This window comes from Mesorhizobium sp. B2-5-7 (assembly GCF_006440875.1).
GTDB lineage: Bacteria > Pseudomonadota > Alphaproteobacteria > Rhizobiales > Rhizobiaceae > Mesorhizobium > Mesorhizobium australicum.
This window is the reverse complement of record NZ_VFUO01000001.1, coordinates 970,710-993,568: the sequence shown is the minus strand read 5'-3', so window position 1 is coordinate 993,568 and position 22,859 is coordinate 970,710. Positions and strand designations below refer to the sequence as shown.

Genomic DNA, 22,859 nt, shown 5'->3' with positions numbered 1-22,859 from the left:
GCCGCGAGGACAACAACAATGGCACTGAAAAAATTCAACCCGGTAACGCCGAGCACCCGCCAGCTGGTCATCGTCGACCGCTCGGGCCTCTACAAGGGCAAGCCCGTCAAGGGCCTGACCGAGGGTCTGACCAAGTCGGGCGGCCGCAACAATCACGGCCGTATCACCGCCCGCTTCATTGGTGGTGGCCACAAGCGTTCGTACCGCATCATCGACTTCAAGCGTCGCAAGTTCGACGTTGTCGGCACGGTCGAGCGCATTGAATACGATCCGAACCGCACCGCCTTCATCGCACTGATCAAGTATGATGATGGTGAGCTGTCCTACATCATCGCTCCGCAGCGTCTGGCTCCCGGCGACAAGATCGTGGCTGGCGAAGCGGTCGACGTTAAGCCGGGCAATGCGATGCCGCTGGCCTCGATGCCGGTCGGCACCATCGTCCACAACATCGAGCTGAAGCCGGGCAAGGGCGCCCAGGTCGCCCGGTCGGCAGGTGGTTACGGCCAGTTGGTCGGCCGTGACCAGGGCATGGCGATCCTGCGCCTCAACTCGGGCGAGCAGCGTGTCGTTCACGGCTCCTGCATGGCCACCGTCGGTGCCGTGTCCAATCCGGACCACGGCAACATCAACGACGGCAAGGCCGGCCGCACGGTTTGGCGTGGCAAGCGTCCGCACAATCGCGGCGTGACCATGAACCCGGTCGACCACCCGCATGGCGGTGGTGAAGGCCGCACCTCCGGTGGCCGTCATCCGGTCAGCCCGTGGGGCAAGCCGACCAAGGGCAAGAAGACGCGGTCCAACAAGGCGACCGACAAGTTCATCCTGCGCTCGCGCCATCAGCGCAAGAGCTAAGAAGAGGTAACGCCAAGTGACTCGTTCTATTTGGAAAGGCCCCTTCATCGACGGCTACCTTCTCAAGAAGGTGGACAAGGTTCGTGAAGGCGGTCGCAATGAGGTGATCAAGATGTGGAGCCGTCGCTCCACCATCCTGCCGCAGTTCGTCGGCCTCACCTTCGGTGTCTACAACGGCCAGAAGCATGTTCCCGTTTCGGTGAACGAGGACATGGTCGGTCACAAGTTCGGTGAATTCGCTCCGACCCGGACCTATTACGGTCACGGCGCGGATAAGAAGGCGAAGAGGAAATAATCATGGGCAAGGCCAAAGCTCCGCGCAGGCTTGCTGACAACGAAGCGCGCGCCGTGTTGCGCACGATCCGTATCAGCCCGCAGAAGCTGAACCTGGTTGCCGCGCTGATCCGCGGCAAGAAGGTCGCGACAGCGCTTTCCGATCTCGAATTCTCGGCCAAGCGGATTTCCGGCACGGTCAAGAAGACGCTGGAATCGGCAATCGCCAACGCGGAAAACAACCACGACCTCGATGTCGATGCGCTGGTGGTGGCGGAAGCCTATGTCGGCAAGTCGATCGTCATGAAGCGGTTCCACGCTCGTGGCCGTGGTCGCGCCAGCCGTATCGAGAAGCCGTTCTCGCACCTCACGATCGTCGTTCGTGAAGTCGAAGAAAAAGGGGAGGCCGCATAATGGGCCAGAAAGTCAATCCGATCGGTCTTCGCCTCGGCATCAACCGCACCTGGGATTCGCGCTGGTTCGCGAACACCGGCGAGTACGGCAAGCTGCTGCATGAGGACATCAAGATCCGCAAGTATCTTGAGAAGGAACTCAAGCAGGCCGCGATCTCGAAGGTCGTGATCGAGCGTCCGCACAAGAAGTGCCGCGTCACCATCCATGCCGCGCGCCCGGGTCTGATCATCGGCAAGAAGGGCGCCGACATCGAGAAGCTTCGCAAGAAGCTGATGGAGATGACGAAGTCCGAGACGCACCTCAACATCGTTGAAGTGCGCAAGCCGGAAATCGACGCGACCCTGGTCGCCCAGTCGATTGCCCAGCAGCTCGAGCGCCGTATCGCGTTCCGCCGCGCCATGAAGCGTGCCGTGCAGTCGGCCATGCGCCTCGGTGCCGAAGGCATCCGCATCAACTGCGCCGGCCGTCTTGGCGGCGCCGAGATCGCGCGCATGGAATGGTACCGTGAAGGTCGCGTGCCGCTGCATACGCTGCGCGCCGATGTCGACTACGGCACGGCCGAGGCGAACACGGCGTATGGCATCTGCGGCGTCAAGGTCTGGGTATTCAAGGGCGAGATCCTCGAGCACGATCCGATGGCTTCGGAACGCCGCGCGACCGAGGGTGATGCCGCGCATGGCGGTGGTGGTGATCGCGAACGCGGTCGTCGTCGCGAAAACGCCTGAGACATTTAGGAATTTGGAGTTAGAACGATGCTGCAGCCAAAGCGCACAAAGTTCCGCAAGCAGTTCAAGGGCCGTATCCATGGTACCGCAAAGGGCGGCACCAACCTGGATTTCGGTGGTTTCGGGCTGAAGGCGCTTGAGCCGAACCGCGTCACCGCGCGTGAGATCGAGGCGGCCCGCCGCGCGATCACTCGCGAAATGAAGCGTGCCGGCCGCGTCTGGATCCGCATTTTCCCGGACGTGCCGGTCACTTCGAAGCCGACCGAAGTCCGCATGGGCAAGGGCAAGGGCGCGGTCGATTACTGGGCGGCGCGCGTCAAGCCGGGCCGCATCATGTTCGAGATCGACGGCGTCAATGAAGAAACCGCCCGTGAGGCGCTGCGTCTCGGCGCGGCCAAGCTCTCGGTCAGGACGCGCTTCGTACAGCGCATCGCAGAATAAGGACGGGCTGATCATGAAAGCCGAAGACATCCGGACCAAGACCCAGGACCAGCTGACCGACGACCTGGCCAGCCTGAAGAAGGAGCAGTTCAACCTGCGCTTCCAGAAGGCCATCGGCCAGCTCGAGAAGACCGCGCGCGTGAGGCAGGTTCGCAAGGACATTGCGCGTATCAAGACCATCGCTGCGGAAAAGTCCGCGGCCAAGAAGGCTTAAGGACGAAAACCATGCCAAAGCGCATTCTGCAGGGCACCGTCGTCAGCGACAAGAACGAGAAGACGGTTGTCGTCAAGGTCGAACGGCGCTTCACGCATCCCGTGATGAAGAAGACCGTGCGCATGACCAAGAAGTACAAGGCGCACGACGAGAACAACGCCCACAAGGTCGGCGATCAGGTGTTCATCCAGGAATCGAAGCCGATTTCCAAGGATAAGCGCTGGATCGTCGTATCCTCGGATCAGGCGTAAACAAACGAATTTTGGACAGACCGGGGAGGGGCTTCGAGCCCATCCCGTTAGAAAAGAAGAAGGCGGCCAGTCATGATTCAGATGCAAACAAACCTCGACGTGGCGGATAATTCCGGCGCGCGTCGTGTCATGTGCATCAAGGTGCTGGGCGGCTCGAAGCGGAAATACGCTTCCGTGGGCGACATCATCGTGGTGTCGATCAAGGAAGCCATTCCGCGCGGCCGCGTTAAGAAGGGCGATGTGATGAAGGCGGTCGTGGTTCGCACGGCCAAGGACATCCGCCGCCCGGACGGCAGCGTGATCCGTTTCGACAAGAACGCGGCCGTTCTCGTCGACAACAAGAAAGAGCCGATCGGCACGCGTATCTTCGGACCGGTTCCGCGCGAACTTCGCGCCAAGAACCACATGAAGATCATCTCGCTCGCGCCTGAAGTGCTGTAAGGAGCCGGACCAATGCAAAAGATTAGAAAAGGCGACAAGGTCGTCGTGCTGGCTGGCAAGGACAAGGGCCGTTCGGGCGAAGTCCTCTCGGTTCAGCCGAAGGATGACACCGCGCTGGTGCGCGGCGTCAACATGATCCGTCGTCACCAGAAGCAGTCCCAGTCCCAAGAGGGCGGGATCATCACCAAGGAAGCGCCGATCCAGCTGTCGAACATCGCGCTGGCCGACCCGAAGGATGGCAAGCCGACCCGCGTCGGTTTCGTCTTCCAGAAGGACGGCAAGAAGGTGCGCGTCGCCAAGCGCTCGGGAGAAGTCATCAATGGCTAAGGCTCAAACCAAGCAGGCGACTGCCAACAACACGCCGCGTCTCAAGCAGGTCTACAACGAGACCATCCGCAAGGCGCTGCAGGAGCAGTTCGGCTACGACAACGAGATGCAGGTTCCGCGCCTCGACAAGATCGTGCTGAACATGGGTGTGGGCGAAGCGACCGCCGATTCGAAGAAGCCTTCGGTCGCGGCCGAGGACCTGGCGATGATCGCCGGCCAGAAGGCCGTCGTCACCCGCGCCCGCAATTCGATCGCGGGCTTCAAGGTTCGCGAGAAGATGCCGATCGGCGCCAAGGTCACGCTGCGCAAGGAACGCATGTACGAGTTCCTCGACCGCCTCGTGAACATCGCGCTGCCGCGCGTCCGCGACTTCCGCGGACTGAACCCCAAGAGCTTCGATGGCCGTGGCAACTACGCCATGGGCATCAAGGAGCACATCGTGTTCCCGGAGATCAACTACGACAAGGTTGATCAGATCTGGGGCATGGACGTCATCGTTTGTACGACTGCGAAGACGGACGACGAAGCCAGGGCTTTGCTCAAGGCTTTCAACTTCCCCTTCCGCCAGTAACGGCAGCGAGAAAAGGAAAAATCTGAAATGGCAAAGACCAGCTCAGTCGAGAAGAACAACAGGCGCCGCAAGCTTGCCGACCAGTACGGTCCCAAGCGCGCTGCGCTCAAGGCGATCATCATGGATCAATCCAAGCCGATGGAAGAGCGCTTCCGCGCTCAGCTCAAGCTTGCCGCCATGCCGCGCAACTCGGCCAAAATCCGCATCCGCAACCGCTGCGAAGTCACCGGCCGCCCGCGTGCCTACTATCGCAAGCTCAAAGTATCGCGCATCGCGCTTCGGGACCTCGGCAATAACGGCCAGATCCCGGGCCTGGTCAAGTCGAGCTGGTAAGGAGGACATAACATGTCATTGAGCGATCCTCTCGGCGATATGCTGACCCGCATCCGCAACGCCTATGGCCGCAAGAAGTCGAGTGTCTCGACGCCGGCCTCGCGTCTGCGCACCCGCGTCCTCGACGTGCTGAAGGCTGAAGGCTATATCCGCGACTACAGCCAGACCGATTTCGACAACGGCAAGTCCGAGATCGAAATCGAGCTGAAGTATTTCGACGGTGCCCCGGTCGTGCGCGAAATCGCCCGCGTTTCGAAGCCCGGCCGCCGCGTTTACGTCTCGGCCAAGTCGATCCCGCACGTTGCCAACGGCCTCGGCATTGCCATCCTTTCGACACCGAAGGGCGTGATGGCCGACCATGAAGCACGCGAACAGAACGTCGGCGGCGAGATCCTCTGCCAGATCTTCTGATCCGGCAGCTTACCGCACGTGGAATTCGGTCTTCGGATCGTTCCCGAAGACAGAGACCTGAAACAAGAGAAGTGACGAGGACAACCTGATGTCTCGTATTGGAAAGAAACCCGTTTCGCTGCCGCAGGGCGTGACCGCGACCGTCAATGGCCAGACCGTGACGGCGAAGGGCCCCAAGGGCGAGCTGAAGTTCGTGGTGAACGACGAAGTCCTGGTCAAGATGGAAGGCAGCGAAATCGCTGTCCAGCCGCGCGACCAGACCAAGACCGCCCGCTCCAAGTGGGGCATGTCGCGCACGCAGATCGTCAACATCCTGCAGGGGGTGAAGGACGGTTTCGAGAAGAAGCTCGAGATCACCGGCGTCGGCTATCGCGCCGCCTTGCAGGGCAAGAACCTGCAACTGGCCCTTGGCTTCAGCCATGATGTCGTCTACGAGACGCCGGCCGGCATCACGATCACCGTGCCGAAGCCGACCGAAATCACCGTGGCCGGCATCGACAAGCAGCAGGTCGGCCAGGTCGCGGCGGAGATCCGCGAATACCGCGGTCCCGAGCCCTACAAGGGCAAGGGCGTCCGCTACGCTGGCGAGAAGATCGTCCGCAAGGAAGGCAAGAAGAAGTAATCGGCTTGGCCCTGAAAAGTTGCAGACTTTTCGGACAGGGACCAAGCCACGGAAGTTAACGCCGCGGGGAGCGGTCGCGGGAGGCGCTTCGCCTACCGCATATGGCGGCCCCCGTTTTTTGAAGGCAAGGAACTATCATGGCTATCAAGGAATCCATCCAGCGCCGCGCGCAGCGCGTGCGCCGTCAGATCAAGAAAGTCGCCGGCGAGCGTCCGCGTCTGTCGGTTCATCGCACGTCTAAGAACATCTACGTTCAGGTCATCGACGACGCCAAGGGCCACACCATTGCCGCCGCCTCGACGCTCGAGAAGGATCTCAAGGGTTCGCTCAAGACCGGCGCTGACACTGCTGCCGCCGCTGCGATCGGCAAGCTGATCGCCGAGCGCGCCACCAAGGCTGGCGTCAAGGAAGTCGTCTTCGATCGCGGCGCCTACATCTATCACGGCCGCGTCAAGGCGCTGGCTGAAGCGGCCCGCGAAGGCGGTCTCAGCTTCTAAGCATGACCCCGAAAAGTTGCAGACTTTTCGGATAAGATCATGCAAAGGAAGAAATAGTTTTCACCGTCGGCGACCCAAAGCGGCGCCGGCAATCAGCAACCCGTGCTTCCGGAAAAGAACAAGGAACAGGATATGGCACAGGAACGTAGGGATGGCGGCCGCGGCCGCGATCGTGAAGAACGCGATGACGGCATGGTGGACAAGCTTGTCCACATCAACCGCGTCGCCAAGGTCGTCAAGGGCGGCCGTCGCTTTGGCTTTGCCGCGCTCGTCGTCGTCGGCGACCAGAAGGGCCGCGTTGGCTTTGGTCACGGCAAGGCGCGCGAAGTGCCGGAAGCTATCCGCAAGGCAACCGAATCCGCAAAGCGCGACATGATCTTCGTGCCGTTGCGCTCGGGCCGCACGCTGCACCATGACGTCGAGGGACGTTGGGGCGCTGGCCGTGTTCTGCTGCGCGCTGCCAAGCAGGGTACTGGCATCATCGCCGGCGGCCCGATGCGCGCCGTCTTCGAGACGCTCGGCATGCACGACGTGGTTGCCAAGTCGATGGGTTCGTCGAACCCGTACAACATGGTTCGCGCCACCTTCGACGCGCTGAAGAGCCAGATGCATCCCAAGGATGTGGCTGCCGCGCGTGGCATCAAGTATTCGACCCTTCAGGCCCGCCGCGGCACCGCCGTTGCGGCTGAAGAATAGTCGATCTGACCAGGGATTTTGACCATGGCCAAGAAAGCAACCAAGACCATCACCGTTGAGCAGATCGGTTCGCCGATCCGCCGCCCGAAGGAACAGCGCGCAACGCTGGTCGGCCTCGGCCTCAACAAGATGCACAAGCAGCGCACGCTGGAAGATACGCCTTCCGTGCGCGGCATGATCGCTGCCGTCCAGCATCTCGTCCGCGTCGTGGACGAGGGCTGAGCAAGAGCGCAGGAGAACCCAGATGAAACTCAATGATCTGCGTGACAAGGACGGCGCGACGCACTCCAAGAAGCGTCTCGGCCGCGGTATCGGCTCCGGCTCGGGCAAGACCGCCGGTCGCGGCGTCAAGGGCCAGAAGGCGCGCTCCGGCGTCGCCGTCAACGGCTTCGAGGGTGGCCAGATGCCGCTCTACAGGCGTCTGCCGAAGCGTGGCTTCAACAACATCTTCGCCAAGAGCTTCACCGTCGTCTCGCTGGCCCGTATCCAGGAAGCCGTTGATGCCAAGAAGCTTGACGTCAAGGCGACCGTGACGGCCGAGGCGCTTGTCGCCGCCGGCGTCATCCGTCGCGTCAAGGATGGCGTGCGCGTGCTGTCCGATGGCGAACTCAAGGCCAAGCTCGCCTTCGACGTCGCCGGCGCCTCCAAGGCCGCGATCGAGAAGATCGAAAAGGCCGGCGGTTCGGTCAAGCTGCCGGAAAAGGCAGCCGCCGAGTAACGGCAATTTGAAGAGCGGTCGGCAAGAGTGGTATCCGTTTTTGCTTGAGATCGCGCTTTGACCTGCTCAATTTAGCGGCCGCGTCGACGCGGCCGCTTGCATGTTTACAGCCCGGAGCTTATCTCGTGAGCTTCGGTGAAACGCACCGCCTGACCTCACGGGCCATCAAGCGTTACCAAGCGGAGAATCAGGCATGGCTTCGGCTGCTGAACAACTAGCCTCGAATCTGAATTTCTCGGCCTTCGCCAAGGCGGAGGACCTTAAGAAACGCATCTGGTTCACCATCGGCGCGTTGCTCGTCTATCGTCTCGGCACCTACATCCCGCTTCCCGGCATCAATCCCGACGCTTTCGCCCAGGCCTTCTCCTCGCAGAGCAAGGGCGTGCTCGGCATGTTCAACATGTTCGCCGGCGGTGCCGTGCAGCGCATGGCGATCTTTGCACTCGGCATCATGCCCTACATCTCCGCTTCCATCATCATGCAGCTGATGACCTCGGTCATTCCCTCGCTGGAAGCGCTGAAGAAGGAAGGCGAGCAGGGCCGCAAGGTCATCAACCAGTACACGCGCTACGGCACCGTGCTCCTGGCGCTGGTACAGGCCTATGGCATTTCGGTGGGACTGGAGAACGGCAACGGCATCGTCAGCGATCCCGGCATGTTCTTCCGCATCTCCACCGTCGTCACGCTGGTCGGCGGCACCATGTTCCTGATGTGGCTGGGCGAGCAGATCACAGCGCGCGGCATCGGCAACGGCATTTCGCTGATCATCTTCTCCGGCATCGTCGCCGGCTTGCCGCATGCCATTTCCGGCACGCTGGAACTCGGCCGTACCGGCGCCCTGTCGACCGGCCTGATCCTGGCGATCATCGTGCTGGCCATCGTCGTCATAGCGCTTATCGTGTTCTTCGAGCGCGCCCAGCGCCGCCTGCTGATCCAGTATCCGAAGCGCCAGGTCGGCAACCGCATGTTCCAGGGCGATACCTCGCATCTGCCGCTTAAGCTCAACACCTCGGGCGTCATCCCGCCGATCTTCGCGTCGTCGCTGCTTCTGCTGCCGGCCACCGTCGCCGGCTTCTCGCAGACGACCAACATGCCGGCCTGGGCCAGCACCATCCTGGCCTCGCTTGGCCACGGCCAGCCGCTCTACATGGCATTCTATGCGGCGATGATCGTGTTCTTCGCCTTCTTCTACACAGCGATCGTGTTCAACCCGAAGGACACCGCCGACCAGCTCAAGAAGCATTCGGGCTTCATCCCTGGCTATCGTCCGGGCGAGCGCACCGCCGACTATATCGATTACGTCCTTACCCGCATCACCGTCGTCGGCGCCATCTATCTGGTGCTGGTGTGCCTGCTGCCGGAGTTCCTGATCTCGGCGACTGGCGTACCATTCTACCTCGGTGGCACATCGCTTCTGATCGTGGTCAGTGTCACGCTCGATACGGTTGCGCAGATTCAGGGTCACCTGATCGCGCACCAGTATGAAGGCCTGATCAAGAAGTCGAAGCTGCGCGGGGGGAAGAAAGCCAGATGAGGTTGATTTTGCTTGGGCCGCCAGGAGCGGGCAAGGGGACACAAGCACAAAGACTGGTAGAAAAACACGGCATACCCCAGCTCTCGACGGGTGATATGCTGCGTGCCGCCGTTCAGGCCGGTACCGAGGTCGGCAAGCGTGCCAAGGCGGTGATGGATGCCGGCGAGCTGGTGTCCGACGCCATCGTCAACGCCATCGTCGCCGAGCGTATCGATCAGGCTGACTGCGCCAAGGGTTTTATCCTCGACGGCTATCCGCGCACCCTGGTGCAGGCGGATGCGGTTGAATCGATGCTTTCAGAGCGTGGCATTGGTCTCGACACCGTCATCGAACTGGTTGTCGACGACAGGGCCCTGGTTGGTCGAATCGTCAAGCGCGCCGATGATGCAAAGGCCGCCGGCCAGCCGGTGCGCAAGGACGACAATCCCGCCGTGTTCGAAGAGCGGCTGCGGGAGTACTACAAGAAGACCGCTCCGCTGACCGGCTACTATTACGCCAAAGGCAAGCTCAAGACTGTGGACGGCATGGCCAGCATCGACGCCGTAACGGCCGAGATTGAAGCCGTGCTCGCCGCGGCGGATAAGGCGCGGTAAGGGAATTTAAAGATTAAGCTTGACGGAGACGGCTTGCTGCGGTATGGCGGCCCGTCTTCCTATCAGATGCGCGCTTTGCCTGTCCGCAAGGGCAGGGCAGTCGCTTTGAACTGGAAACTCCCGCAAGGGCCGGCCTCCACCGGACGCGGGGCAATCTGAATAATGCCGGCTTGTCCGGCCCACATGGAGAAGAGAAGAACATGGCTCGTATAGCCGGCGTCAACATTCCGACCAACAAGCGCGTCGTCATCGCGCTTCAGTACATTCACGGCATTGGCAAGAAGTTCGCCCAGGAGATCGTCGACAAGGTCGGCATCCCGGCCGAGCGCCGCGTCAACCAGCTGACCGATGCGGAGGTGCTGCAGATCCGCGAGACCATCGACCGCGACTATCAGGTCGAAGGCGACCTGCGCCGCGAAGTGTCGATGAACATCAAGCGGCTCATGGACCTTGGCTGCTACCGCGGCCTGCGTCACCGCCGCTCGCTGCCGGTTCGCGGCCAGCGCACGCACACCAATGCACGTACCCGCAAGGGCCCGGCCAAGTCGATCGCCGGCAAGAAGAAGTAATAAGAGTGAGTGGTTGGTAGTGGGTGGTGAGGACGTCATCGCTACTCACTAATTCACTATTCACTTTTCCAGGTGGAGCCGCTGGCATTACGGCGGTGTAGAGATCAACTGAAAGGACTATCATGGCCAAGGAAGCCGCTCGTGTTCGCCGTCGCGAACGCAAGAACATTTCGTCGGGCGTTGCCCACGTCAATTCGACCTTCAACAACACGATGATCACCATCACCGACGCGCAGGGCAATTCGATTGCCTGGTCGTCGGCCGGTGCCCAGGGCTTCAAGGGTTCGCGCAAGTCGACCCCGTTCGCCGCCCAGATGGCTGCCGAGGACGTTGCCAAGAAGGCCCAGGAACACGGCATGCGCATGCTCGAAGTCGAGGTCTGCGGACCGGGCTCCGGTCGTGAATCGGCGCTGCGCGCCCTGCAGGCGGCCGGCTTCACCATCACCTCGATCCGTGATGTGACGCCAATCCCGCACAATGGCTGCCGCCCGCGCAAGAAGCGCCGCGTCTAAGCAATTTATCGAACGCCGCGTGAGCGCCCAAGGGCGTTCCTCCACGGTATTCCAGGTCGCCCGCCACGATTGGATGGTGGCGGGTCAACGGAAGGAAAGCATCATGATCCAGAAAAATTGGCAGGAACTGATCAAGCCGAACAAGATCGAGTTCTCGTCGAAGAAGAAGACGCTGACCACGCTGGTCGCCGAGCCGCTCGAGCGTGGCTTTGGCCTGACGCTTGGCAACGCGCTGCGCCGCGTGCTTCTGTCTTCGCTGCGCGGGGCGGCCGTCACCGCCGTGCAGATCGACGGTGTTCTGCATGAATTCTCGTCCATCGCCGGCGTGCGCGAGGACGTGACCGACATCGTCCTGAACATCAAGGAAATCGCAATCCGCATGGAAGGCGATGGCCCCAAGCGCATGGTCGTTCGCAAGCAGGGCCCGGGTGCGGTTCTTGCCGGCGACATCCAGACGGTTGGCGACGTCGAGATCCTCAACCCCGACCACGTCATCTGCACGCTGGACGAAGGCGCGGAAATCCGCATGGAATTCACCGTCGACACCGGCAAGGGCTACGTGCCTGCCGAGCGCAACCGCGCCGAGGACGCGCCGATCGGCCTGATCCCGGTCGACAGCCTCTATTCGCCGGTGAAGAAGGTCTCCTACAAGGTCGAGAACACCCGCGAGGGCCAGGTTCTCGACTATGACAAGCTGACCATGACCATCGAGACCGACGGTTCGATCTCGGGCGAGGACGCGGTGGCTTTCGCCGCCCGCATCCTGCAGGACCAGCTTGGCCTGTTCGTCAACTTCGACGAGCCGCAGAAGGAAGTCGCCGCCGAAGCCGTCACCGAGCTCGCCTTCAACCCGGCGCTGCTCAAGAAAGTCGACGAACTCGAGCTTTCGGTGCGTTCGGCCAACTGCCTGAAGAACGACAACATCGTCTATATCGGCGATCTCATCCAGAAGACCGAAGCCGAGATGCTGCGCACCCCGAACTTCGGCCGCAAGTCGCTGAACGAGATCAAGGAAGTGCTGGCGGCGATGGGCCTGCACCTCGGCATGGAAGTGCCGGACTGGCCGCCGGAAAACATCGAAGACCTCGCCAAGCGTTACGAAGACCAATATTGAGCATGAATTCCAAGGATTGGCGGCGTGAGCCGCTCGATCCGACGGTCATGCGGAAAACCCTCGGAGGCCGTGGCCTCTTGAACAACTGAAGAAGGAAAAGAGCCATGCGCCACGGTTTCAAAGGCCGCCGCTTCGCCCGCAGCATAAGCCACCGCAAGTCGATGTTCGCCAACCTGGCGGTGTCGCTGCTCGAGCACGAGCAGATCGTCACCACCTTGCCGAAGGCGAAGGACCTGCGTCCGATCGTCGAGAAGCTGGTGACGCTCGGCAAGCGCGGCGACCTGCACGCGCGCCGCCAGGTGATCGCGCAGATCGGCAATGAGGGCGTCGTCAAGCGCCTGTTCGACACCATCGCCCCGCGCTATGCCACCCGCAACGGCGGCTATCTGCGCATCATGAAGGCCGGCTTCCGTCACGGCGACAATGCCGCGATGGCGGTCATCGAGTTCGTCGATCGCGACACCTCGGCCAAGGGCGCCGGCGATCGCGCCCGCATCGAAGCCGAAGGCGCGGACGAAGCCGCGGCCGCATAAGGCTTCGCCTTTTCGGAGTGAATTAGAGGGGCCTGCGGGCCCCTTTTTCATAACTGCGTGCGCCCAAGGCGTGCCAAAAACGATTGACTGCCGCGAAAATAATCGGATTTCAGCGGCTTAGCCTTTCATTTTGCACATTCGTCGGGAGAATGCGCCCGAACTCGCTTGGAGGATTCGCAATGCGCGCCAAAAGACTGTCCCTTGTTCTGCTCTGCGCCTTCATGGTGTTCGCAGCCGCACCGGCAGTTCGGCAGGCGCAGGCCGAAGACGCCGCCAAGCCCGCCGATCCAGGCCTCTCCGATGTGTTGACGGACTTGCTGCATGGCGTCGAAGGCGAGAATGCCACTTCAGGTCCGGACAAGCGCGTGCCTTTCGGCCGCGAGGAGGTCCAGCTTTCGTTCGCGCCGCTGGTCAAGCAGACGGCACCCGCGGTGGTCAATGTCTATGCCTCGCAGACCGCCAAGGTGACATCGCCTTTCGAAGGCGATCCGTTCTTCGAGGAATTCTTCGGCCGTGCCCAGCCGCGTGCGCAGTCTTCGCTCGGCTCGGGTGTGCTCGTCGATCCGAGCGGTGTCATCGTCACCAATTTCCACGTCATCAAGGATGCCGACGAGGTCAAGGTGGCGACCGCCGACGGCCGCGAATTCACCAGCAAGGTGATGCTGAAGGACGAGACGCTAGATCTCGCCGTGCTCAAGATCGAGTCCGACAAGCCGTTCCCGGTCATCGCGATCGGGGATTCCGACGCGCTCGAGGTCGGCGACCTGGTGCTGGCCATCGGCAACCCGTTCGGTGTTGGCCAGACCACCACCAGCGGCATCGTTTCCGCGCTTGCCCGCAGCCATATCGGCGTTTCGGATTCGGGTTATTTCATCCAGACAGACGCCGCCATCAATCCCGGCAATTCCGGCGGCGCGCTGATCAACATGGGCGGCCAGCTGGTCGGCATCAACACCGCCATCTACAGCCGCAGCGGCGGCTCGATCGGCATCGGGTTCGCCATCCCCGCCAACATGGTGCGGGCTTTCGCCGATGCCGCCAAGGCCGGTCTCGATTTCTTCGAACGGCCCTATATCGGCGCCGAATTCGAAGCGGTGACGCCGCAGATCGCTGAATCGCTGGGCATGGAAAAGCCGACCGGGGCGCTGGTCTCCTCGGTCGACGCGACCGGTCCCGCCGGCAAGGCAGGGCTGAAGCCGGGCGATGTCGTGCTGCAGATCAATGGCAAGCCGGTCGAGAGCATCGAGGCGCTCGACTACCGCATGGCGACACTGTCGATCGGCACCAAGGCGAATTTCGCGATCCTGACCAAGGGTCAGCAAGCGGCGATGGACATTGCGCTGGAGCGCGCGCCGGAGGGGGCAAAAGCCTCGGAAGTGACGCTGCATGGCCGCAGCCCGTTCTCGGGCGCGAAGGTCTCGGAACTGTCGCCGCGGCTTGCCCAGAAGCTTGGCTTGCGTACCGACCTCAAGGGTGTGACGGTGATCGATATCAATCGCGATTCGCCGGCCGCCGATTTCGGCTTTCAGCCAGGCGACATCGTGCGCGAGGTCAACGGCACCACCATCGACACCGCCGCAGTGCTGGCGCAGGTAGCCCAGCAGGATACGCGCTGGTGGCGCTTTACCGTCGAGCGCGGCGGGCAGATACTGCGCCAGGTTTTGCGTTACTGAGTTCGACCCTGAAGGGATCGCGCTCCAAACTTGGAGCAGGTCGGCGTTTCACCAAAACGCCGACCTGCCCTATATCCTTGTTTTGACGCAATCCCGGACGGAAAACCGCTTCACACTTTTCCTGGAATTGCTCTGAGGAAGTGCATGGCCGATCTGTTCAGCGTTGACGAACCGGAAAAGGTGCCGCCCGGACGGCCGCTGGCCGACAGGCTGCGTCCGAAGAATCTTGGGGAGGTCGTTGGCCAGGAACATCTGACGGGACCCGATGGCGCGCTGACCCGGTTGATCGGCTCCGGTTCGCTGGGATCGATGATCTTCTGGGGGCCGCCAGGCACCGGCAAGACCACGGTGGCGAGGCTGCTTGCCGGAGAGACCAGCCTTGCCTTCGAGCAGATATCGGCGGTCTTTTCCGGCGTCGCCGACCTGAAGAAAGTGTTCGAGGCGGCCAAGCTGCGCCGTGCCAACGGCCGCCAGACTTTGCTCTTCGTCGACGAGATTCATCGTTTCAACCGCGCCCAGCAGGATTCATTCCTCCCCGTCATGGAGGATGGGACGGTCGTGCTGGTGGGTGCCACCACCGAAAACCCGTCCTTCGAACTCAACGCGGCCTTGTTGTCGCGCGCGCGGGTCATGGTCTTTCATTCGCTGGGTGAGGACAGCATCGCCAAGCTGATGACGCGGGCGGAGGAGGCGGAGGGCAGGGCGCTGCCGCTTGATGATGAAGCACGCACGATGCTCATTCGTATGAGCGATGGCGACGGACGCGCATCGCTGACCCTGGCGGAAGAGGTCTGGCGCGCGGCCAAGGCTGGCGAGATATTCGATCCCGAAGGGCTTCAGCGCATCGTCCAGCGCCGTGCGCCGATCTACGACAAGGGCCAGGACGGCCATTACAACCTGATCTCGGCCCTGCACAAGTCGGTGCGCGGCTCGGATCCCGATGCCGCCCTTTACTATCTCGCGCGCATGTTCGATGCCGGGGAGGATCCGCTCTATCTCGGCCGCCGGCTGGTTCGCATGGCGATGGAGGACATTGGTCTGGCCGATCCGCAGGCCCTGGTCGTCGCCAACGCGGCCAAGGATGCCTATGACTATCTCGGCTCTCCGGAGGGCGAACTCGCCTTTGCCGAGGCCACCGTCTATCTCGCCACCGCGCCCAAATCCAATGCCGTTTACACTGCCTTCAAGGCTGCCACGCGGGCCGCCAAGGAACATGGCTCGCTGCTGCCGCCGAAGCACATTCTCAACGCGCCGACCAAGCTGATGAAGGAAGAGGATTACGGCGCCGGCTACCGCTACGACCATGATGAGCCAGATGCCTTTTCAGGCCAGGATTATTTTCCGGAAAAGATGGGCCGCCAGACCTTCTACGATCCGCCCGAGCGTGGTTTCGAGCGCGACATCAGGAAGCGGCTCGACTACTGGGCAAAGCTGCGCAAAGAGCGGGAATAGCCGACTTGCGGAGCGCGGTGGTCTTGTCGGTGCGAAACGAGGCCTCGCCCTGGGGGATTTCCACTTCGGTTCTCCTGCATGGGCTGCTCGCCGCCAGCGTCATGTTGATACCATCGCCGAAACGCCCGAGCCGGCCAGAGGAGGAGCGCGTGTCGGTCGCCATCCTGACGCCACAGCAATTCGAGGTTTCGACAAGGCCGCCCGCACCTCCCATCGAGGAGGCACCCCGCGCACCCATGCCCGAGGCACCGGCGCCTGCTCCAAGCGCTCCTCGATTTCCCGCCACGCCCGCCATGATCCGCCCAACGCGGATGCTGTCGGCCAAGACCCTCGCCGATCCGCGCAGCAAGCAGGCCCGCGCCGATCTCAAGACCTTCGCATCCGATGAGCGCATGGTGCAGCTTTGCAATCTGGAGGCCATGGACCAAATCCGCCAATGGCATGCGGATTTCCAGCCGGAGCGGGTGGTGCCCTACGCGACCGCGGAGGAGAAGATCACCGGCACGACGATCGCCGCTAATGGTGCGGCCTTTCGCAGCCGTAAAAACTGGTACAGTCTGAAGTTCAAATGCCAGCTCGCCAAGGACGGCGAAAGCGTCATTGGCTTTGAATTCCAGGTCGGCGATCCCGTGGCCAAAGATAAATGGGACGAGCTTGGCTTGCCGGCAGTGCATTGACGGCCCGGCAAACTCTACCAGGCAACCAGCTCGGCCAGATACCATGGCCGTTGTGCGGTGACCCAAAAAACCTTATCAAGGCGCACGGTCGGGCGGTGGCCGTTGCCATGATTGGGCACCTCATTCGCAACAGGATCGCGCTTCGCGCGTGGAAAAATGACAAAAACCCTTCGCAAATCCCTTCGCAAATTCGCCATTGCCATCCCGCTTCTCGCCCTTGGCTTCTATTTCATCCCGATCCTGACGACGATCTTCATCGTCTGTGGTCTGATCGACGTGTTGCGCAACGACAGGAAGGATTTGGCGCTGTTCAGCGGCTACTTCCTTGGCAACGGGCTCTTCACCTGGTTGCTGTCGCCCTTCAACCTGCTGGTCGATCTCCTGTGCTACAGAAATCCGGGCGTGTGGAAGCTGGAGCAGTTTCCCGCCGACTATCAGCGCGAGGTCAATGAGGTCCTTGATGTCTTCAAGGCGCGCAAGGATGAGATCATCGCCGACATCGACGCCAATTTCGGCGCCGGCCGGCGCGGCATGTATGTCTACCAGTGGTACGGCAAGCACAGGATCGACAACGTCGAGGAATTCAACAAGGATTTCAAATACATCAAGACGATTGCCGTTTCCGTCTTCAGCAAGCGCGAATCGACCTCCTGGCATTTCGGACCGCTGCGGCTCAGCCTGCGTATCCTCTACAATCTGATCCCGGTGAAAGCGGAGATTTTCGTCGAATGCGGCAACGTCAAGAACTACTGGTACGACAATCCGCAGTTCATTTTCGACGACACGCTGCTGCATCGCTCGGTCAACGAGTATGATGGCCGCCGCTACTGCGTGTTCATGGATATTATCAGGCCGTCCCCGGTGCCCAGGCTTATCGCCGGCATGCTTGCGGTCGTCTCGGTGAGCGTCGAGCGCATCAACTCGATGTTCTACAAGAACTGGAAGATGATCGGCTCCACAAAGCCAAAGAAGGTCGAAACCACCTAAGTTGAAGATCTGTCGATACTGCCGGCGGAGCCGGCAGTATCCTGAATGCGTCATGGCAGTGATTGCGCTACGTGAGTTGGAAGCCCGGTTCTTGATAGGTCGACTATCTCTGCCATCCCCGAAGCTGCGTGACCTCGCTCAAGGGATTGACGCCGGCGTCCTCGCGGGGGCAGTAACGTTCTATGTTCAATCTGCTTCTCGTAGCCGTCGGCGGCGGCATCGGCGCCGGCATCCGCCATCTGACCAGCATGGGCGCGCTGCGCCTCGTCGGTCCCAACTATCCCTGGGGCACGATGGCGATCAACATCGTCGGCTCGTTTGCGATGGGGCTGTTCATCGCCATCCTTGCGCGTCGCGGCGGGTCCGATGAGGTCAGGCTGTTCGTTGCTACCGGCATTCTCGGAGGCTTCACCACCTTCTCCGCCTTTTCGCTCGACTTCGCCGCCCTGTGGGAACGAGGCTCGACACTGCCGGCATTCGGATATGCGCTTGCCAGCGTCGTTGGCGCGATCATTGCCCTGTTTCTGGGACTTTGGCTCGCAAGAACCGTTTCATAATGTTATTGCCGCGCCAAGCGCAGGCCAAGAGCCCTGCTCGGGAAACGGATAAGCGAAGAAGACATGGCAGGCGTTGAACAGATCACTGTGGAGGCCGGCGAGGCGGGCATGCGGCTCGATCGCTGGTTCAAGACGCATTTCCCGGGCCTTGGCTTCGGCCATCTACAGAAGCTGCTGCGCTCCGGCCAGATCCGCGTCGATGGCGGCCGGGTCAAGGCCGACACCCGCGTCGAGCCGGGGCAGATGGTCCGCGTTCCGCCGCTCGAGGTGGACAAGAAGGGCGAGAGCGCGCTCACCGGCCACTCGATCCGCAACCAGGGCGACGCCGATGTGCTCGCCAAGATGCTGATCCACGAGGACCCAAAGGTCTTCGTCTTCAACAAGCCGGCGGGCCTCGCCGTTCAGGGCGGCTCCGGCGTTACCCGCAATGTCGACGACATGCTGGAAGCCTGGCGCAGCCAGAAAGGCGAGAAGCCGCGGCTGGTGCACCGGCTCGACCGCGACACGTCGGGCGTGCTGGTGGTGGCCCGCACCAGGCTGGCCGCGATGAAGCTTTCAGAGGCGTTCCGGGCGCGGGAAACCAAGAAGACCTACTGGGCGCTGGTCAAGGGCGTGCCGCCCAAGCGCGAGGACAAGATCTCGACCTGGCTGATCAAGGAGGCTACGCCGGACGGCGACCGCGTGCGCATTGCCGCGCATGGCGAAAAAGGCGCCGACCATGCCGTGTCCTATTATCGCATTATCGAGCAGGCGGCGCAGACCATGACCTGGCTGGAGATGGAACCTTATACCGGCCGCACACACCAGCTTCGCGTCCATGCCGCCCATATCGGCTGCCCGATCATCGGCGACCCGAAATACTTCGAGGCCGACACCAACTGGGATTTTCCTGGCGGCATTCAAAACCGCCTGCATCTGCACGCGCGCCGCATCATTATCCCGCACCCGGACAAGGGCGTCATCGACGTCACCGCTCCGATGCCGCCGCATATGCGCCAGAGCTGGAACCTGATCGGCTTCGACGACGCCAGCGCGGAGGACTAACCGTGAGCGGCGCCACCGATGCGCTCGATCGGCGCGACGCGGTCGACATGGCCGCAGCCGCCATCATGGTCGGCCTGACCTTTTCCTGGGGGCTGAACTACGTCGCCGCCAAGATCTCCTATGCAGGCTATGATCCCGTCTTCCTATCGATCGCGCGTTCGGTCATCGGTGGTTTCTGCGTCTTTCTCTGGTGCCGCTGGCGCGGCATTGCGCTGTTCAGCAGAGATGGGACATTGCCGGCGGGCATTGCGGTCGGCGTGCTTTTCGGCGTCGAGTTCCTTTGTCTCTACGTTGGCCTGGAGCATACGACCGTGGCGCGCAATACGCTGCTGGTCAACTCAATGCCGTTCTGGATGCTGATCGGCGGCCATTTCCTGCTCGGCGAACAGATCACCATGCGCAAGTTTCTCGGCCTGCTGTTGGCCTTCGCCGGTCTTGCCACGGTCTTTTCCGACAAGCTCGGCGGTAGCGGAGACATGCTGTTCGGTGATCTCCTGAGCCTCGGTTCGGGGTTTTTCTGGGCCCTGACCAATATCCTTATCAAACGATCGAAATTGGTCGAGGCGAGTGCGGAAAAACTGCTGCTCTATCAACTCGCCGGCGCGGCGATCGTTGGCATGATGGTGCTGCCTCTTGCCGGCCCACCGGTGCGCGATCCGTCCCTGTTGCCGACATTGGCGCTGCTTTTCCAGGCGGTCTATATCGTCGCTTTCACCTATGTGCTCTGGTTCTGGCTGCTGCGCCGCTATCCGGCTTCAGGCTTGTCCAGCTTCACCTTCCTGTCGCCGGTCTTCGGTGTCCTGTGCGGTGCGATCATCTTGAACGAGCCGCTGACCATTCGCATTTTTCTCGCACTTGGCTTGATTGCGGCCGGCCTGATCATCGTCAACCGGCCGGCACGCAAGCTGATACCGGTGTAAGAAAGGCACTTCATGCGTGATATGCTCAACGACCTCGAAGCGGGCAAGTATCTTTCCGATCCGGATCCGGTGCGTCGCGCCCAGATCCAGATGAAGACGCCGCTGCCCAAGCGCTTCTATAAGGAGGTCTCGGTCGCGTCGGCGGAAGATGGCTTTGCCGTCCATCTCGACGGCAAGCCGGTGCGCACGCCGGGCAAGGCAATGCTGGCGCTGCCGACCGAGGCGGCCGCGACGCTGGTTGCCGGCGAGTTCGCGGAACAGGGCGAGACGATCAATCCGATGACGATGCCGGTGATGCGGCTGGTCAACACCGCAATCGATGGCGTGGCCAGCGATCCGCAGGCGGTGCTGGAAGACATTCTGCGTTTTGCGTCGTCGGATCTGCTCTGTTATCGCGCCGATGCACCGCAAGAGCTGGTCGAGCGCCAGAACGAGCGGTGGGATCCCGTCATCGACTGGGCCCGCGCAGCACTTGGGGCCCGTTTCAACCTTGCCGAGGGCATCATCCATATCGAGCAGCCACGCGAAACCATTGCCGTGCTGGGCAGCCATCTGGCGCAACGCGCCGAACCGCTGCGCCTTGCCGCCATCCATGTCATGACATCGTTGACCGGCTCGGCATTGCTGGCGTTGGCGGTCGATTTCGGCGAGCTCGACGGCGAGGAGGCCTGGGCCGCCGGCCATGTCGATGAGGACTGGCAGATCGCACAGTGGGGACAGGACGCCGAAGCCGTCGCGCGCCGCGCCGCTCGCAAACGGGACATGATGGCCGCCGTCAGCTTGCTCGAAGCGCTGCGGGCCTGAGGGCTTCGCTCCGCCTTCGCACCGCACCTAATACGAAAGTCATAATCCCATCGTCGCGGTGCCCTTTCCCCGCCCTTTCTGCCATTTTTCCTGTGTTGGCTGCGTCTTTGAGTCCGCGTTCGGAGGAGAACGCGGACGTCGGCGCACAGCATCGAAGTCTCACGGGAGGATAGCTCTATGGCAATGGCATCGACCGCCGGCGGAACGAGCCGCGGCATGACGCGGGAGGAGAAGAAAGTCATCTTCGCTTCCTCGCTCGGCACTGTTTTCGAATGGTACGATTTCTATCTCTACGGCTCACTGGCGGCTTTCATCGGCTCGACCTTTTTCAGTCCGACCATTCCCGAGGCAACGCGCAACATCTTCGCGCTGCTGGCCTTTGCCGCAGGCTTCCTGGTTCGCCCGTTCGGCGCGCTGCTGTTCGGTCGCATCGGCGACCTCGTCGGCCGCAAATACACGTTCCTGGTCACAATGACGATCATGGGCCTGTCGACCTTCCTGGTCGGTCTGCTGCCCGGCTATGCAACCTTGGGCATCGCGGCTCCGGTGATCCTTATCGTCCTGCGCATGCTGCAGGGTTTGGCGCTGGGCGGCGAATATGGCGGCGCTGCGACCTATGTCGCCGAACATGCACCCGATGACCGCCGTGGCTTCTACACCTCATGGATCCAGACAACAGCGACGCTCGGCCTGTTCCTGTCGCTGATCGTCATCCTGATCGTACAGGGATCGCTGAGCAAGGAGACCTACGCCGCCTGGGGCTGGCGCATTCCGTTCATCGTCTCTTTCCTGCTGCTCGCCGTTTCGATCTGGATCCGGTTGTCACTCTCGGAGTCTCCGACCTTCCAGAAGATGAAGGACGAAGGCAAGGGCTCAAAGGCGCCGCTCTCGGAAGCCTTTGGTCAGTGGAAGAACGCCAAGATCGCGCTCCTGGCGCTGCTCGGCCTCACAGCCGGTCAGGCCGTGGTTTGGTACAACGGCCAGTTCTACGCGCTGTTCTTCCTGCAGAATGTGCTGAAGGTCGACGCGCAGTCGGTCAACATCATGATCGCCATCGCGCTGGCTATCGGCTCGATCTTCTTCGTCGTCTTCGGCTGGCTCTCCGACAAGATCGGCCGCAAGCCGATCATCATGGCTGGCCTTGCGCTGGCCATTGTCTGTACCTTCCCGCTGTTCAAGGCGTTGACCTGGGCCGCTAATCCGGCGCTCGCCAAGGCTCAGCAGAGCACTCGGGCAACGGTGACGGCAGCTCCCGGCGACTGCAAGTTCCAGTTCAATCCGGTCGGCACGGCGAAGTTCACGACGTCCTGCGACATCGCGACTTCGTTCCTGACCAAGAACTCGGTTCCCTATGAAGTGGTGTCGACGGCTGCGGCCGGGACGCCTGCGTCAGTCAAGATCGGTACAGAGACAGTGGCGTCCTACGATGCGGTCGCCGCCGGCGATCAGGCCAAGGCTAAGGACGCCGCCTTCGTCAAGGCAGTCAACATGTCCTTGCAGGACGGCGGCTATCCGCTGAAGCGAGCGCCGATCAAGGTCGCGGACCAGAAACTCGATGCCTTCATCGCAGCCAATCCTGAACTTAAGCTCGACGCGGCCGCCATCCGCGGCGGTGAAAAGGCAGCGGTGCCGACCGACCAGGCGGTTAAGGACAAGCTCTTGACCGCCGATGAGGCAGCGGGCGCCCCCGAGGTCACCGTCTACAACATACCGGGCGGCGGTGCCTTTGCCATGTTCGCCGATCCGGCGGCGGTTAACTGGCCGATGACGATCGGCATCCTGTTCATCCTGGTCCTGTTCGTGACCATGGTCTATGGGCCGATCGCGGCGATCCTTGTCGAGATGTTCCCGACTCGCATTCGGTACACGGGCATGTCATTGCCCTACCACATCGGCAACGGCTGGTTCGGCGGCCTGCTGCCGGCGACGGTGTTCGCGCTCAGCGCCTACAAGGGCGACATCTACTACGGTCTTTGGTATCCGGTGGTCATCGCGGCGATGACGCTGATCATCGGCATGATCTTCGTCAAGGACACGCTCGGCACCGACCTGCATGCCAAGGAATAGCCGGTAGGCCAGAACGAAAAGTCCGGCGCGAGCGATC

Annotated in this window: 32 protein-coding genes; all 32 read left to right on the top strand. The window is 61.8% G+C overall.

Going from position 1 to position 22,859, the window contains the following annotated elements; all coding sequences use genetic code 11:
* Positions 1-18: 18 nt before the first annotated feature.
* The 32 genes from rplB to FJ543_RS04735 all read left to right on the top strand — a co-directional run bounded on the left by rplB (position 19) and on the right by FJ543_RS04735 (position 22,822).
* Positions 19-852 (top strand): 50S ribosomal protein L2, encoded by an 834-nt coding sequence (rplB, locus tag FJ543_RS04895; protein WP_015317983.1) that lies wholly within the window; start codon positions 19-21, stop codon positions 850-852.
* 16 nt (positions 853-868) lie between these two features.
* A complete protein-coding gene (rpsS, locus tag FJ543_RS04890; RefSeq protein WP_015317982.1) occupies positions 869-1,147 on the top strand; it encodes a 30S ribosomal protein S19 in 279 nt (92 codons plus the stop codon).
* A 2-nt stretch (positions 1,148-1,149) separates the two neighbouring features.
* Entirely contained in the window at positions 1,150-1,539 is a 390-nt protein-coding gene (gene rplV / locus FJ543_RS04885) for a 50S ribosomal protein L22 (protein WP_010909277.1), read from the top strand.
* Positions 1,539-2,264, top strand: a complete 726-nt coding sequence (rpsC, locus tag FJ543_RS04880) for a 30S ribosomal protein S3 (RefSeq protein WP_013895697.1) — start codon at positions 1,539-1,541, stop codon at positions 2,262-2,264. Before rplV ends, rpsC begins: the two co-directional genes overlap by 1 nt.
* Positions 2,265-2,291: 27 nt before the next feature.
* Positions 2,292-2,705 carry a 50S ribosomal protein L16 gene (gene rplP / locus FJ543_RS04875; protein WP_006205460.1) on the top strand — a complete coding sequence of 138 codons (414 nt, stop codon included), beginning with the start codon at positions 2,292-2,294 and terminating at the stop codon, positions 2,703-2,705.
* A 13-nt stretch (positions 2,706-2,718) separates the two neighbouring features.
* A complete protein-coding gene (rpmC, locus tag FJ543_RS04870; RefSeq protein WP_140873996.1) occupies positions 2,719-2,919 on the top strand; it encodes a 50S ribosomal protein L29 in 201 nt (66 codons plus the stop codon).
* An 11-nt stretch (positions 2,920-2,930) separates the two neighbouring features.
* Positions 2,931-3,170: a 30S ribosomal protein S17 gene (gene rpsQ, locus FJ543_RS04865; RefSeq protein WP_010909280.1), complete on the top strand. Its 240-nt coding sequence runs from the start codon at positions 2,931-2,933 to the stop codon at positions 3,168-3,170.
* A gap of 72 nt (positions 3,171-3,242) precedes the next feature.
* Entirely contained in the window at positions 3,243-3,611 is a 369-nt protein-coding gene (rplN, locus tag FJ543_RS04860; RefSeq protein ID WP_006205457.1) for a 50S ribosomal protein L14, read from the top strand.
* 12 nt (positions 3,612-3,623) lie between these two features.
* Entirely contained in the window at positions 3,624-3,938 is a 315-nt protein-coding gene (gene rplX, locus FJ543_RS04855) for a 50S ribosomal protein L24 (protein ID WP_015317981.1), read from the top strand.
* A complete protein-coding gene (gene rplE / locus FJ543_RS04850) occupies positions 3,931-4,509 on the top strand; it encodes a 50S ribosomal protein L5 (RefSeq protein ID WP_023773630.1) in 579 nt (192 codons plus the stop codon). Before rplX ends, rplE begins: the two co-directional genes overlap by 8 nt.
* Positions 4,510-4,536: 27 nt before the next feature.
* Positions 4,537-4,842 carry a 30S ribosomal protein S14 gene (gene rpsN, locus FJ543_RS04845; protein ID WP_013895695.1) on the top strand — a complete coding sequence of 102 codons (306 nt, stop codon included), beginning with the start codon at positions 4,537-4,539 and terminating at the stop codon, positions 4,840-4,842.
* A gap of 12 nt (positions 4,843-4,854) precedes the next feature.
* The gene (rpsH, locus tag FJ543_RS04840) at positions 4,855-5,253 is read left to right on the top strand and encodes a 30S ribosomal protein S8 (RefSeq protein WP_006205453.1); all 399 of its coding nucleotides are present in this window, start codon (positions 4,855-4,857) and stop codon (positions 5,251-5,253) included.
* A gap of 88 nt (positions 5,254-5,341) precedes the next feature.
* Positions 5,342-5,875, top strand: a complete 534-nt coding sequence (gene rplF, locus FJ543_RS04835; protein WP_013895694.1) for a 50S ribosomal protein L6 — start codon at positions 5,342-5,344, stop codon at positions 5,873-5,875.
* 137 nt (positions 5,876-6,012) lie between these two features.
* Positions 6,013-6,372, top strand: a complete 360-nt coding sequence (gene rplR / locus FJ543_RS04830) for a 50S ribosomal protein L18 (RefSeq protein ID WP_015317978.1) — start codon at positions 6,013-6,015, stop codon at positions 6,370-6,372.
* 132 nt (positions 6,373-6,504) lie between these two features.
* Positions 6,505-7,068: a 30S ribosomal protein S5 gene (rpsE, locus tag FJ543_RS04825; RefSeq protein WP_006333394.1), complete on the top strand. Its 564-nt coding sequence runs from the start codon at positions 6,505-6,507 to the stop codon at positions 7,066-7,068.
* 24 nt (positions 7,069-7,092) lie between these two features.
* Positions 7,093-7,290, top strand: a complete 198-nt coding sequence (gene rpmD, locus FJ543_RS04820; protein ID WP_006205449.1) for a 50S ribosomal protein L30 — start codon at positions 7,093-7,095, stop codon at positions 7,288-7,290.
* 22 nt (positions 7,291-7,312) lie between these two features.
* Positions 7,313-7,786: a 50S ribosomal protein L15 gene (gene rplO, locus FJ543_RS04815; protein WP_015317977.1), complete on the top strand. Its 474-nt coding sequence runs from the start codon at positions 7,313-7,315 to the stop codon at positions 7,784-7,786.
* A gap of 193 nt (positions 7,787-7,979) precedes the next feature.
* Positions 7,980-9,320, top strand: a complete 1,341-nt coding sequence (gene secY / locus FJ543_RS04810) for a preprotein translocase subunit SecY (protein ID WP_015317976.1) — start codon at positions 7,980-7,982, stop codon at positions 9,318-9,320.
* On the top strand, positions 9,317-9,913 hold the full coding sequence (locus FJ543_RS04805) for an adenylate kinase (protein WP_140873994.1): 597 nt from the start codon (positions 9,317-9,319) through the stop codon (positions 9,911-9,913). Before secY ends, FJ543_RS04805 begins: the two co-directional genes overlap by 4 nt.
* 200 nt (positions 9,914-10,113) lie before the next feature.
* On the top strand, positions 10,114-10,482 hold the full coding sequence (gene rpsM / locus FJ543_RS04800) for a 30S ribosomal protein S13 (protein ID WP_006205445.1): 369 nt from the start codon (positions 10,114-10,116) through the stop codon (positions 10,480-10,482).
* 122 nt (positions 10,483-10,604) lie between these two features.
* The gene (gene rpsK / locus FJ543_RS04795) at positions 10,605-10,994 is read left to right on the top strand and encodes a 30S ribosomal protein S11 (RefSeq protein WP_006205444.1); all 390 of its coding nucleotides are present in this window, start codon (positions 10,605-10,607) and stop codon (positions 10,992-10,994) included.
* Positions 10,995-11,097: 103 nt separating this feature from the next.
* Entirely contained in the window at positions 11,098-12,108 is a 1,011-nt protein-coding gene (locus FJ543_RS04790; protein WP_006205443.1) for a DNA-directed RNA polymerase subunit alpha, read from the top strand.
* Positions 12,109-12,212: 104 nt separating this feature from the next.
* Positions 12,213-12,641, top strand: coding sequence for a 50S ribosomal protein L17 (rplQ, locus tag FJ543_RS04785; RefSeq protein WP_140792844.1), 429 nt, complete (start codon positions 12,213-12,215; stop codon positions 12,639-12,641).
* 179 nt (positions 12,642-12,820) lie between these two features.
* The gene (locus FJ543_RS04780; protein WP_140720525.1) at positions 12,821-14,314 is read left to right on the top strand and encodes a DegQ family serine endoprotease; all 1,494 of its coding nucleotides are present in this window, start codon (positions 12,821-12,823) and stop codon (positions 14,312-14,314) included.
* Positions 14,315-14,458: 144 nt separating this feature from the next.
* Positions 14,459-15,766 carry a replication-associated recombination protein A gene (locus FJ543_RS04775; protein WP_140873992.1) on the top strand — a complete coding sequence of 436 codons (1,308 nt, stop codon included), beginning with the start codon at positions 14,459-14,461 and terminating at the stop codon, positions 15,764-15,766.
* A gap of 149 nt (positions 15,767-15,915) precedes the next feature.
* Positions 15,916-16,443, top strand: coding sequence for a DUF930 domain-containing protein (locus FJ543_RS04770; protein ID WP_224622065.1), 528 nt, complete (start codon positions 15,916-15,918; stop codon positions 16,441-16,443).
* 156 nt (positions 16,444-16,599) lie between these two features.
* Positions 16,600-17,430, top strand: a complete 831-nt coding sequence (locus tag FJ543_RS04765) for an aspartyl/asparaginyl beta-hydroxylase domain-containing protein (RefSeq protein ID WP_015317969.1) — start codon at positions 16,600-16,602, stop codon at positions 17,428-17,430.
* A 182-nt stretch (positions 17,431-17,612) separates the two neighbouring features.
* Entirely contained in the window at positions 17,613-17,987 is a 375-nt protein-coding gene (crcB, locus tag FJ543_RS04755; protein ID WP_140664338.1) for a fluoride efflux transporter CrcB, read from the top strand.
* Between the two features lie 63 nt (positions 17,988-18,050).
* Positions 18,051-19,031, top strand: a complete 981-nt coding sequence (locus FJ543_RS04750; protein ID WP_015317967.1) for an RluA family pseudouridine synthase — start codon at positions 18,051-18,053, stop codon at positions 19,029-19,031.
* A gap of 47 nt (positions 19,032-19,078) precedes the next feature.
* Positions 19,079-19,951, top strand: a complete 873-nt coding sequence (locus FJ543_RS04745) for a DMT family transporter (RefSeq protein ID WP_051041371.1) — start codon at positions 19,079-19,081, stop codon at positions 19,949-19,951.
* Between the two features lie 12 nt (positions 19,952-19,963).
* Positions 19,964-20,755 (top strand): ATP12 family chaperone protein, encoded by a 792-nt coding sequence (locus FJ543_RS04740; protein WP_140873990.1) that lies wholly within the window; start codon positions 19,964-19,966, stop codon positions 20,753-20,755.
* Between the two features lie 177 nt (positions 20,756-20,932).
* Complete coding sequence (locus FJ543_RS04735) at positions 20,933-22,822, top strand: MFS transporter (RefSeq protein ID WP_140664349.1); 1,890 nt, start codon at positions 20,933-20,935, stop codon at positions 22,820-22,822.
* The last annotated feature ends 37 nt before the right edge of the window (positions 22,823-22,859 follow it).

Coding starts and splice junctions, on each gene's coding strand:
- rplB (WP_015317983.1), top strand. CDS start 19: ATGGCACTGAAAAAATTCAACCCGGTAACGCCGAGCACCCGCCAGCTG.
- rplV (WP_010909277.1), top strand. CDS start 1,150: ATGGGCAAGGCCAAAGCTCCGCGCAGGCTTGCTGACAACGAAGCGCGC.
- rpsC (WP_013895697.1), top strand. CDS start 1,539: ATGGGCCAGAAAGTCAATCCGATCGGTCTTCGCCTCGGCATCAACCGC.
- rplP (WP_006205460.1), top strand. CDS start 2,292: ATGCTGCAGCCAAAGCGCACAAAGTTCCGCAAGCAGTTCAAGGGCCGT.
- rpmC (WP_140873996.1), top strand. CDS start 2,719: ATGAAAGCCGAAGACATCCGGACCAAGACCCAGGACCAGCTGACCGAC.
- rpsQ (WP_010909280.1), top strand. CDS start 2,931: ATGCCAAAGCGCATTCTGCAGGGCACCGTCGTCAGCGACAAGAACGAG.
- rplN (WP_006205457.1), top strand. CDS start 3,243: ATGATTCAGATGCAAACAAACCTCGACGTGGCGGATAATTCCGGCGCG.
- rplX (WP_015317981.1), top strand. CDS start 3,624: ATGCAAAAGATTAGAAAAGGCGACAAGGTCGTCGTGCTGGCTGGCAAG.
- rplE (WP_023773630.1), top strand. CDS start 3,931: ATGGCTAAGGCTCAAACCAAGCAGGCGACTGCCAACAACACGCCGCGT.
- rpsN (WP_013895695.1), top strand. CDS start 4,537: ATGGCAAAGACCAGCTCAGTCGAGAAGAACAACAGGCGCCGCAAGCTT.
- rpsH (WP_006205453.1), top strand. CDS start 4,855: ATGTCATTGAGCGATCCTCTCGGCGATATGCTGACCCGCATCCGCAAC.
- rplF (WP_013895694.1), top strand. CDS start 5,342: ATGTCTCGTATTGGAAAGAAACCCGTTTCGCTGCCGCAGGGCGTGACC.
- rplR (WP_015317978.1), top strand. CDS start 6,013: ATGGCTATCAAGGAATCCATCCAGCGCCGCGCGCAGCGCGTGCGCCGT.
- rpsE (WP_006333394.1), top strand. CDS start 6,505: ATGGCACAGGAACGTAGGGATGGCGGCCGCGGCCGCGATCGTGAAGAA.
- rpmD (WP_006205449.1), top strand. CDS start 7,093: ATGGCCAAGAAAGCAACCAAGACCATCACCGTTGAGCAGATCGGTTCG.
- rplO (WP_015317977.1), top strand. CDS start 7,313: ATGAAACTCAATGATCTGCGTGACAAGGACGGCGCGACGCACTCCAAG.
- secY (WP_015317976.1), top strand. CDS start 7,980: ATGGCTTCGGCTGCTGAACAACTAGCCTCGAATCTGAATTTCTCGGCC.
- FJ543_RS04805 (WP_140873994.1), top strand. CDS start 9,317: ATGAGGTTGATTTTGCTTGGGCCGCCAGGAGCGGGCAAGGGGACACAA.
- rpsM (WP_006205445.1), top strand. CDS start 10,114: ATGGCTCGTATAGCCGGCGTCAACATTCCGACCAACAAGCGCGTCGTC.
- rpsK (WP_006205444.1), top strand. CDS start 10,605: ATGGCCAAGGAAGCCGCTCGTGTTCGCCGTCGCGAACGCAAGAACATT.
- FJ543_RS04790 (WP_006205443.1), top strand. CDS start 11,098: ATGATCCAGAAAAATTGGCAGGAACTGATCAAGCCGAACAAGATCGAG.
- rplQ (WP_140792844.1), top strand. CDS start 12,213: ATGCGCCACGGTTTCAAAGGCCGCCGCTTCGCCCGCAGCATAAGCCAC.
- FJ543_RS04780 (WP_140720525.1), top strand. CDS start 12,821: ATGCGCGCCAAAAGACTGTCCCTTGTTCTGCTCTGCGCCTTCATGGTG.
- FJ543_RS04775 (WP_140873992.1), top strand. CDS start 14,459: ATGGCCGATCTGTTCAGCGTTGACGAACCGGAAAAGGTGCCGCCCGGA.
- FJ543_RS04765 (WP_015317969.1), top strand. CDS start 16,600: ATGACAAAAACCCTTCGCAAATCCCTTCGCAAATTCGCCATTGCCATC.
- crcB (WP_140664338.1), top strand. CDS start 17,613: ATGTTCAATCTGCTTCTCGTAGCCGTCGGCGGCGGCATCGGCGCCGGC.
- FJ543_RS04750 (WP_015317967.1), top strand. CDS start 18,051: ATGGCAGGCGTTGAACAGATCACTGTGGAGGCCGGCGAGGCGGGCATG.
- FJ543_RS04745 (WP_051041371.1), top strand. CDS start 19,079: ATGGCCGCAGCCGCCATCATGGTCGGCCTGACCTTTTCCTGGGGGCTG.
- FJ543_RS04740 (WP_140873990.1), top strand. CDS start 19,964: ATGCGTGATATGCTCAACGACCTCGAAGCGGGCAAGTATCTTTCCGAT.
- FJ543_RS04735 (WP_140664349.1), top strand. CDS start 20,933: ATGGCAATGGCATCGACCGCCGGCGGAACGAGCCGCGGCATGACGCGG.